Annotated in this window: 8 protein-coding genes; 1 reads left to right on the plus strand and 7 read right to left on the minus strand. The window is 62.5% G+C overall.

What is annotated here, in order from left to right; genetic code table 11:
• Positions 1-142 precede the first annotated feature (142 nt).
• Genes AC1D06_RS40440 through AC1D06_RS40460 form a run of 5 tightly spaced genes read right to left on the minus strand, consistent with a single transcriptional unit; the run spans position 143 to position 6,086 of the window.
• A complete protein-coding gene (locus AC1D06_RS40440; RefSeq protein ID WP_477991098.1) occupies positions 143-1,651 on the minus strand; it encodes an aldehyde dehydrogenase family protein in 1,509 nt (502 codons plus the stop codon).
• On the minus strand, positions 1,651-2,430 hold the full coding sequence (locus tag AC1D06_RS40445; RefSeq protein ID WP_477991099.1) for an enoyl-CoA hydratase/isomerase family protein: 780 nt from the start codon (positions 2,428-2,430) through the stop codon (positions 1,651-1,653). The genes AC1D06_RS40440 and AC1D06_RS40445 overlap by 1 nt, the downstream gene beginning before the upstream one ends.
• Positions 2,423-4,033: an acyl CoA:acetate/3-ketoacid CoA transferase gene (locus AC1D06_RS40450; protein ID WP_477991100.1), complete on the minus strand. Its 1,611-nt coding sequence runs from the start codon at positions 4,031-4,033 to the stop codon at positions 2,423-2,425. The genes AC1D06_RS40445 and AC1D06_RS40450 overlap by 8 nt, the downstream gene beginning before the upstream one ends.
• Before the next feature lie 11 nt (positions 4,034-4,044).
• A complete protein-coding gene (locus tag AC1D06_RS40455) occupies positions 4,045-5,046 on the minus strand; it encodes a Gfo/Idh/MocA family protein (RefSeq protein ID WP_477991101.1) in 1,002 nt (333 codons plus the stop codon).
• Positions 5,043-6,086: a LacI family DNA-binding transcriptional regulator gene (locus tag AC1D06_RS40460; protein WP_477877525.1), complete on the minus strand. Its 1,044-nt coding sequence runs from the start codon at positions 6,084-6,086 to the stop codon at positions 5,043-5,045. Before AC1D06_RS40460 ends, AC1D06_RS40455 begins: the two co-directional genes overlap by 4 nt.
• 318 nt (positions 6,087-6,404) lie before the next feature.
• On the opposite strand from AC1D06_RS40460, the gene AC1D06_RS40465 reads away from it, so the two are divergent.
• Positions 6,405-7,634 carry a dihydrodipicolinate synthase family protein gene (locus AC1D06_RS40465; protein WP_477991102.1) on the plus strand — a complete coding sequence of 410 codons (1,230 nt, stop codon included), beginning with the start codon at positions 6,405-6,407 and terminating at the stop codon, positions 7,632-7,634.
• On the opposite strand, the gene AC1D06_RS40470 is transcribed toward AC1D06_RS40465, so the two are convergent.
• Positions 7,577-8,344, minus strand: coding sequence for an SDR family NAD(P)-dependent oxidoreductase (locus tag AC1D06_RS40470; protein WP_477991103.1), 768 nt, complete (start codon positions 8,342-8,344; stop codon positions 7,577-7,579). The genes AC1D06_RS40465 and AC1D06_RS40470 overlap by 58 nt on opposite strands.
• Positions 8,345-8,355: 11 nt before the next feature.
• Positions 8,356-8,937: MFS transporter (locus AC1D06_RS40475; RefSeq protein WP_477991104.1), on the minus strand; the 582-nt coding region annotated here is incomplete at its 5' end.

An 8,937-nucleotide genomic window follows, 5' to 3' on the forward strand; every position in this document is an offset into this window, starting at 1 on the left:
GGGGGGGAGATGCCCGGCAGGGCAGAGGGGGGTGGGCGCAGGCACGGGAGCGCTCGAAAGGGTCTCAACGACGGTCTCACCTGACAGATCAGCAGCCATGTCCTCCCTCCTTTCTCCCACGAGCCTCTCCAACAAACCCTCGTTACCGTGCCATCCACCAGCCGGTGCGCTTGCCGATATGCATGTTGAGCGTCTTGGTCTCGGTATAATCCTCCACCGCATGCTTGCCCAATTCGCGGCCGAGACCCGACTGGCGGAAGCCGCCGAAAGGCAGTTCCGGCGTGCCGTCCATGAAGGTGTTCATCCAGATCGTGCCGGCGCGGACCTTGCGGCCGATGGTCATGCAGGTGTCGAAGCTGTTGCTCCAGATGCCGGCGGAGAGGCCGTAATCGACGGAGTTGGCAATCTGGATCGCCTCCTCAGTGGTTTCGAAGGTCAGCACCGACAGCACCGGCCCGAAGACTTCCTCGCGGGCAACCGCCATGTCCTTGGTGACGCCGGACAGAATGGTCGGGGCCATATACTGCCCCATGCCGAGGTCGAGTGTGCCGCCGCCGGCCGCGATCGTGGCGCCGCCTTCGGATGCACCGGCAACATAGTTCGCGATCTTGCTCAGATGCTGCGGCGTGATGATCGCGCCCACCTGGGTCGACGGATCGAGCGGGTCGCCGACCTTGACCTTGGTTGAGAGTTCAGCGATGCGGGCCGTGACATCCTTGGCGATATCCTTGTGCAGGATCAACCGTGAACCGGCATTGCAGCATTCGCCGGCATTGAAATAGGCGCCGAACACGGCGGCATCGATGAATTCGTCGAGATTGGCGTCCGGAAAAACGATCTGCGGATTCTTGCCACCGAGTTCCAGCGACACTTTCTTGAGGTGCTGGGCAGCACTTGCCATGGTGAGGCGACCGACGCCCGTCGAGCCGGTGAAGGAGATCATGTCGACGTCGGGATGGCTGGTCATGATCGCGCCGACGTCCGGGCCGGTGCCGACGAGGATATTGACGACGCCATCCGGCACACCGGCCTCAGCGAGGATTTCGCCAAGCACCAGGGTCGAGCCCGAAGTAAGCTCGGAGGGCTTCACCACCGCCGTGCAGCCGGCGGCGAGCGCGAAGGGCAGTTTCTGGCTGACGATCAGGAAGGGGAAATTCCACGGCGTGATGATCGAGATGACGCCGATCGGCTCGCGCAGCACGACACCCATCGTGCCTTCGCCAAGATTGTTGTAGCTCTCGCCGTAGAGATTACGGGCGAGCGTCGCGGCATAGCGCCAGATATCGACGGCGCCGGCCATTTCGCCGCGGCACTGGCTGATCGGCTTGCCTGCCTCGATTGCATCGAGGAAAGCCAGTTCGTCAATGCGCTTCTCGATCAGGTCGGCGGCCTTCAGCAGCATGTTGGAGCGCTGTCCGGCCGTCAGATTCGACCAGCGGCCGTCGTCAAAGGCTTTGCGTGCTGCCTGGATGGCGCGCTCGGTGTCGGCCTTGGTGGCTGCCTGGTAGCGACTGACCAGCACGCCGTGGCTCGGCGCCACGCGGTCGATCGTCTTGCCCTCGCTGCCGGCTGTCCATTTGCCGTCGATCAGCATGTTGAAGTCGCGAACGGCCAGGTTGTTCAATGTCTGCGGACGGATCTGGATGGTCATTACCATTCTCCCTTGAAGGTCGCGGTGCGTTTGCCGATGAAGGCGGCAACGCCTTCCTTGAGGTCGCCGGTCTTGGAGACCAGCATGGAGCCGAGCGCCTCGACGCCGGAACCATTGTCCTCGTCATTGGCCACCGCGATCATGAGTTTTGCGATTTCGAGCGCCGCCGGGCCACGAGTGGCGACACGCGCCGCATAATCCTTGGCGGCGGCGAGCGATGTCCCGGTCTCGACCACGGCATCGACAAGGCCGTTCGCCCTGCCCTCTTCGGCGGAAAACATCTCGCCGCCCAGCGCCATGCGGCGGACGATCTGGGCGCCGAAGCGGTGCACCAGACGCTGCGTGCCAGACCAGCCGGGCACCATGCCAAGGCCGGTTTCCGGCAGGCCGATCCTGATCTGGCTTTCCGCGATGCGGATATCGGCACAGCCGGCCAGTTCTAGCCCGCCGCCTAGTGCGTGACCATTGAGCGCCGCGATCACCGGCATGCGCAGGCCTGCGAGCCGTTCGAAGACGCGATGGCCGAGGCGCACCCAGCCATGCCCAAACTCTTGGGGCGGCATGCCGCCCCAAGCCTTGATGTCACCGCCGGCCGAAAAGGCTTTGCCTTCGCCTGTGATGATCGCCACGCGGATATCGAGATTAGCCTCGACTTCATCGCATGCGGCGCCCAACGCTTTCAGCATACCGATGTCGAGCGCGTTCAGCCGCTCGGGTCGCGAAACGGTCATCACTGCCACGGGGCCGTCGATTTCGATGCGAACCGTCTTCTCAGACATGGGCCGCCTCCAGCGTGCGGATCGGCTTTGTTGGCAGGGAAAGACCGATCAGATCCTCTGCGAAAAGCGCGGCATCCATAACCCTAAGATTGTCAGACACGATCAGCGGGAATTCCGCCTGGTCGAGAACGGCCGTCTGCAAGTCAACGCCCGGTGCGATCTCGGTCAACACGATGCCTTCCGGCGTCAGCTTCATCACACAGCGCTCGGTGACATAGGTGATGTCCTGGCCCTGCTCGACGGCGCGTTTGCCGGAGAAGGTGACGTGCTCGACCTCGTTGACCAATTTCCTAAGCTTGCCTTCCTTTTCGATCACCAGTTTGCCAGCGTCTATGGCGAGCTTGGCGCCGGCATTGAACATGCCGGAGAAGACGATCTTTTTCGCCCGCGCCGTAATGTCGACAAAGCCGCCGGCGCCGGCGGTCACATGCGGCCGGAACGAGAGCTTCGAGACATTGACCGAGCCGTCGCGGCCGATTTCGAGGAAGGAGAGCAGCGACGCGTCGAAGCCGGCGCCCTGGAAATAGGTGAACTGATAGGGCGACGGCATATAGGCATCGGCATTCGAGGCGCAGCCGAAGGCGAAGTCCAGGAGCGGCACGCCGCCGACCGCACCCTGCTCGATCACCCAGGTGACCGCGCCGTGCAGGCCCTCTTCCATCAGGATGCGCGGCACATTGGCCGAAATGCCGAAGCCGAGATTGACGCAGCTTCCGGCCTGCAATTCCTGCGCCACGCGCCGGGCGATGACCTTCTGGATGTTGAATTCCGGCACCCGGAACGTGTCGAGCGGGCGGAAGATTTCGCCTGATATGGCGGGATCGTAGAGCGTCTGCGTCGTCTGCTTCTGGTCGGGATCGACCACGACATAATCGACCAGCATCCCCGGCACGCGCACATCATGCGGCTTGAGCGAGCCTTCCTTGGTGATGCGCTTGACCTGGGCAATGACGATACCGCCATTGTTGCGGGCGGCAAGCGCCTGGTCGAGGCCGCCGAGATAGGCGCCTTCATGCTCGTAGGTCAGGTTGCCGCGTTCGTCGGCCGTGGTGGCGCGGATGATCGCTACTTGTGGCACGATCACCGGGAAATAGAGCCAGTCCTGGCCGTCGAACTCGATCTTTCTGACGATCGGCTCGGCAGCAGCCTTGTCATTCATGGCGCAGCCATGGCGCGACGGATCGACAAACGTGTCCATGCCGATCTTGGTGATCACGCCCGGACGCTTGGCCGCGGCCTCGCGATGCATGTCGAACATGATGCCCGAGGGTATATTGTAGGCGGGAATTTCGTTGCCGGTGATCATCTGCCAGATCAAAGGCGGCTCGGCCGTCGACGGGCCGGAGGGATAGGAACCGCCGAGGATTTTCTTCAAAAGCCCCTTTTTCGCAATGTAATCGACACCCTTGATGCCGCTCATGTCACCGGCGGCGATCGGATGCAGCGTGGTGATGTCCTTCGGATGGCCGCAGGAATCGAAGCGTTCGCCGATCGCTTTCAGCATTGCATCCGGGCAGCCGAGCCCGCTCGACGACGATACGGAGATGACGGCTCCGTCCGGGATCAGTCCGGCTGCTTGTTCAAGGGTGATGTGCTTGCTCATTCTCTCGGGTCTCAAAGTCCGGGTTCGATTTTCACGGCATGGCCGGTCTTGGCGGCTTCGACCACGGCAAGGCCAGCCGCGAGCGACCAGACGCCATCCTCGCCTGTTGCCGAGGGCTTGCCCTTGCCAGCGATGGCACTGTGGAAGGCTTCCAGCGCGGTTTCGTAGAGGTTGCGGCCATCGAGCGGCAGGTCCTGCTCGCCCTCGGCATTGCGCAGGGTGACGGTGCCAATGGGCTTCTGCGTCATGACGTTGCGCGCAATCAGCGAGCCCTCGGTGCCATGTACCTCGAAGCCGGTTTCGGCAAACTTGGTGGTGAAGCCGTCGTGGAACTGGGCGATGACGCCGGATTTGAAGCGCATGACGCCCATAACCGCATCCTCCAGCCCTTCCTTGCCCATGCCGCCACGCTGGCTGAAGGCGATCGCTTCGACCGGATCGTCGCCGAGGACGAAGCGCAGCGTATCGGTATCATGCACGGTGATGTCGAGGATGACTCCACCGCCGGCTTCCGGCCGGTCGAGCCGCCAGCCTTGCAGGTGTGGCGGCAGGTAGACGGCATGGAAAACACGCGCCGACAGCGGCTTGCCGATCTTGCCGGCGGCGATGGTATCGCGCATGGCGCGATGGCTGGCAGCATTGCGCAAATGATGGTTGGTGGCGAGCACGACGCCGGCATCCTTTGCCGCCTTGACCATGGCTTTGGCGTCGGGGAGCGACATCGCCAGCGGCTTCTCGCAGAGGATATGCTTGCCGGCCTTGGCGGCAGCGAGCGTCTGGTCGCGATGCAATTCATTGGTCGTTGAAATATAGACGGCGTCGACCTGGGGATCGTCGACGAGGTCCGAAAGGCTGGTGACCGATTTGGCAATGCCGTGGTCGGCCGCATATTTCGCGCCGCGCTCGGCATTGGTGCTCATCACCGAGACGATCTCGCCGCCGGTGGCGCGGATGGCGCCGATCACCCATTCATGAGCGATCGTGCTCGCCCCGATCAGACCCCAGCGCGTCATGCCCGTTTCCTTCCCTCATTCAAGCCGCCCATACTTGACTCGCGCACGACCAACCGTACGGAGCCCGTCAGCGCCTCCGGTTCGGCCTTGCCGGCGCTGATCTGCTTGAGCAGCAATTGCGCGGCGCGGCGGCCCATGCCCTGCGGGTCGACCGATACAGTGGTCAGCGCCGGCACCGCCGTCTTGGCCTCGATCACGTCGTCGAAGCCGATGACGGCAAAATCCACGCCCGGTTCCAGCCGCTTCGCCCTCAGCCCATCGCAGACGCCGAAGGCCACCGCATCATTGAAGCACATGGCCGCGGTCGGCGGATTGGGCAGCAGCATCGCACGGGTCACGGCATCGACGCCGCCGGCGCGCGACGGGGCGGAGCCGACGATCAGGCTTTCATCGACGCCGAGGCCCGCCTTGGCGAGCGCATCGCGATAACCTTCCATCCGCTCGGCGAACACTGTCGTGTCCGGAAAACCGCCAAGGAAGGCGATACGGCGATGCCCGAGACCGGCCAGATGTTCGACAGAGGCAAAGGCGCCGGCATGGTTGTCCGACATCAGTGACGAGACTTTCGCGCCGGGCACATTGCGGACGACGACGACGACCGGAATGCCCGCGGCGACCAATGGCTTCAGGTCGGCGGCTTCAGTACCGCGCGCCGGCGAGACGATCAGGCCGGAAATGCCGTGCTCGCGCATCGAGGCGATCACCTCGCGCTGACGATCAATGCTTTCGCCGGAATTGGAAAGGAACTGCACATAGCCGGCCGACTGGACGACCATGTCGACGCCAACAGCCAGTTCGGCAAAGAAGGAGTTGGTGAGATCGTTGACGACGATGCCGATGATCTTCGACTTGGCGTTCGACTGGCGCAGATTGGCCGCACCGCGGTTATAGACATAGCCCAATTCGCGGATGACTTGGTTGACCTTGGCGCGAGTCATTTCGTTGACCAGTGGCGAGCCTTGCAGGACGAGCGAGACGGTCGACTTCGACACGCCGGCGGCGTGCGCGATCTCGACAACTGTCACCTTGTCCCTGGCCATAGACTGATTTCCTCCGCGGGTCTGATGCCCGCTGTCGATGGCGTTTTAATTGGAACGATCCAAAAATGTCAAGCGGAAAGATTTGTTAAAGTTGGATTTTGAAGTTGCTTCGCAGCGAATACGCCCGCACATCCTTAAACAAAAGAATGCTGAACAACGCGATAAATTTAGTATTTTCAATTATTTATAAGACGATCGCTCTCCTCTTGGCTCCGCCGCTGCGCGCTTGTTCGTCCGCGTCAATATCCATCGCCAAAATTTCGCTTGAAATTTGGAACGATCTAAATTATTGCTCCCACCGAACTCAGGGAGGCACCCATGACACTTTCGCTCAGACTTCCGAAGGCCGACGGCTCGGTCGAGGCTTACCTCCTGATGGGCCATCCCACCGCACGGCCAGCCGCGCCCCCGAAATTCAATCGCATCGCCTATGCCGCCGCCCATGTCGTCTCCGATCCGTTGCGCGATCTCGATCCCTGGAACAAGCCGGCCGTCGATTGGGACGCGACCATGGCGTTCCGCCATCATCTCTGGAGCCTCGGCTTCCGTATCGCCGAGGCGATGGATACGGCACAGCGCGGCCTGGGTCTCAACTGGACCGGGGCGCAGGAACTGATCTCCCGCTCCCTCGCCGAATCCCGCACCATCGCGGGCGCCGATCTCGCCTGCGGCGCCGGCACCGATCATCTTGCGCCGGCCGACGCGAAATCGCTGGACGATGTGATCGCGGCCTATGAGACACAGATTGAATTCGTGGAAAAACATGGCGGCCGGGCGATCATGATGGCAAGCCGGGCGCTGGCGAAACTTGCCAAGTCGCCTGATGACTATGCCAAGGTCTATGGCCGCATTCTCAGCCAGGCCAAGGACAAGGTGGTGCTGCATTGGCTCGGCGACATGTTCGATCCGCAGCTGGCCGGCTATTGGGGCAGCGCTGAATTCGCTCCCGCGCTCGATTGCGCCATTCGCATCATCGAAGAGAACAAGGACAAGGTCGAAGGCATCAAGATCTCTCTGCTCGACAATGCCAAAGAGGTCCAGCTTCGCAACCGCCTGCCGGACGGCGTGCTCTGCTTTACCGGCGACGATTTCAATTATGCCGAATTGATCGAAGGCGACGGCAGCCGCTACAGCCACGCGCTGCTCGGCATTTTCGATGCCGTTGCGCCGCAGGCGTCAAAGGCGCTGGCATCATTGGCAGCGGGCGACGTGCAGACATTCCGTTCGGTGATCGAGCCGACCGTGCCGCTGTCGCGCAAGATCTTCGAAGCGCCGACGCAATATTACAAGGCGGGCGTGGTGTTCCTCGCCTGGCTGAATGGCCATCAAAGCCATTTCAGCCTGCCGGCCGGCATGCAGTCGGCGCGCGGCGTGCTGCACTATGCCGACATCTTCCGGCTGGCCGACAGAGCCAATGTGCTCGACAATCCCGAACTCGCCGCCCGCCGCATGGCGAGCTATGTCGGCACTTTCGGCATCGAGCAGGATGATCACATCGGCATGTCGATGCCGGAAATGCGGGCGCAGGCTTCCAGCAGGCGGTCCTGAAGCACGATGTCCAGTGCCTGCCGGTTCGGCTCGCGCTGCTGCATGTGGAAGAAATATTTTCCTGTGACCAAAGCCGCCGGGCTGTCGCCGGCGGCAAGCCAGGCCTGGCTGCGAAAACCTTGTTCGAGATCGTCGGGGGCGCCGGTGCCGCCCATGCGCGTCGCCACCCAGCCAGGATCGACGGCGTTGGACGGCAGGTTCCAGAGCCGGCCGATCGCGAAGGCCAGCATGGCGTCATAGAGCTTGCTCTCCGCATAAGCCTGCGAACCACGCCAGGGCCGCTTTTCCCACAACAGGTCGTCGAAATGGGCGTCGGCGCCGCGATGCATGCCGGAGCTCATATAGACCAGCCGCTGCGGCCGGGCGATGAGCGCCGTCAATATATAGGGCGAGAGCACATTGATCGCGAAGACTTGCGGTAGGCCGTTCGGCGTCAGGCGGTGGCCATCTTCGTAGCCGATCGCCGCATTGTGGATGACCGCATCGAACTTGCCTTGCGCATTGACCTGTTCGGCGACGATGCGCGCGCCTTCGATGGTCCAGAGATCGCCGATCACGATGGCGGTGACGCCTGGTGCCGCCTTTCGTGTATCCTGAGCCCGCGCCTCGTTGCGGGCATGCAGGACGACGTCATGCCCCTGTTGGAGAAGCAATTGGCCTGCCATAAGGCCGAGCCCGGTCGACGATCCGGAGATGAAAATGCGCGCCATTGGAGACCTTCCTATTTTGCCATCTTCGTCATCCGCAGTTCCGCCATGAATAGCAGGAATGGGATGACGCCGAGCAGAGCGCCGGCAATGGCGGCGATATTCCAGCCGCCGTGATGATAGAGGAGCGTGCCGGCCACGGCGCCGCTCGCGCCACCGGCAAAGGTGGACGTCATGTAGATGGCGTTTACCCGGCCGCGCAATTCTGCGGGCGAAGAGAAGATGATCCGCTGGCTGACGATCTGGTTCATCTGCACGGCCGCATCGAGGATGATCGCCAGGACGACAAGCGGGATGAGCGCGAGCGCATGCACCGATGGGATCGTGCCGGCAAAGCTCAGCGCAAGTGAAATCATGGCAATGCCGCTCATCAACCGACTATGACCGCGGTCGGCAAGCCGGCCGGCAATCGGGGCGCAGAGTGCGCCGCCGGCACCGGCAAGCGCAAAGAGACCGATGCCCTGCGTGCTCAAATGGAAACGCTCGGCCAGCATGACCGGTGCCGTCGTCCAGAACAGATTGAAGCTGCCGAACATCATGAACTGATAGACTGCCCGCCAGCGTACTGCCGGCATGTTCCCGAAGATGCCGATCAT

The sequence above is a fragment of the Rhizobium sp. P2_G2 genome, from assembly GCF_056403555.1.

Coding starts and splice junctions, on each gene's coding strand:
- AC1D06_RS40440 (WP_477991098.1), bottom strand. CDS start 1,651: ATGACCATCCAGATCCGTCCGCAGACATTGAACAACCTGGCCGTTCGC.
- AC1D06_RS40445 (WP_477991099.1), bottom strand. CDS start 2,430: ATGTCTGAGAAGACGGTTCGCATCGAAATCGACGGCCCCGTGGCAGTG.
- AC1D06_RS40450 (WP_477991100.1), bottom strand. CDS start 4,033: ATGAGCAAGCACATCACCCTTGAACAAGCAGCCGGACTGATCCCGGAC.
- AC1D06_RS40455 (WP_477991101.1), bottom strand. CDS start 5,046: ATGACGCGCTGGGGTCTGATCGGGGCGAGCACGATCGCTCATGAATGG.
- AC1D06_RS40460 (WP_477877525.1), bottom strand. CDS start 6,086: ATGGCCAGGGACAAGGTGACAGTTGTCGAGATCGCGCACGCCGCCGGC.
- AC1D06_RS40465 (WP_477991102.1), top strand. CDS start 6,405: ATGACACTTTCGCTCAGACTTCCGAAGGCCGACGGCTCGGTCGAGGCT.
- AC1D06_RS40470 (WP_477991103.1), bottom strand. CDS start 8,344: ATGGCGCGCATTTTCATCTCCGGATCGTCGACCGGGCTCGGCCTTATG.